The organism is Cupriavidus sp. 8B, from assembly GCF_054589115.1.
Map to the genome: position 1 here is coordinate 1 of NZ_BAAILO010000152.1, position 374 is coordinate 374.

Here is a 374-nt window from a genome sequence, read left to right on the forward strand (position 1 = left end):
GGGATGGAACTTGCGCGCGAGCTTGCGGAACGCCTTCTTGATGTCCTCAGCGGTGGCATCACGTGTCACTCCCAGCGTCTTGTAGTAGTCCTGGAATTCCATGCGTGTTCCCCTTTCCACGTCTCTAATGCTGCCCTTCCGCTCGAAAGCATGACGGCGAATATCAGTCAAATCAAGAGCTTGATATCCTCGGGAGAAGCCTTACCATTCCAACCGGAGACGTCAGAAATATGGCGCCCGCGCCAAAGCGAATGGAGGCAAACATGATGTATCGATCTCTGTTTCCCCGTGACGTATTCTCAGAACTGGAACGCCTGCAGCGCGAGCTGCACCAGCCATTCGAGCAGTCTCCCAGTATTCGTGGTCGGGTCAGT

General features: G+C 54.8%; 1 protein-coding gene and 1 pseudogene. One reads left to right on the forward strand and one right to left on the reverse strand.

Translation table 11 applies throughout. From position 1 onward, the window contains the following. The coding region (locus tag ACYP5B_RS15535; RefSeq protein WP_459570315.1) for a DnaJ domain-containing protein at positions 1-102 on the reverse strand (102 nt) is incomplete at its 3' end. Between the two features lie 161 nt (positions 103-263). On the opposite strand from ACYP5B_RS15535, the pseudogene ACYP5B_RS15540 reads away from it, so the two are divergent. After that, positions 264-374 (forward strand): annotated as a pseudogene (locus ACYP5B_RS15540) (Hsp20/alpha crystallin family protein); the annotation flags it as partial.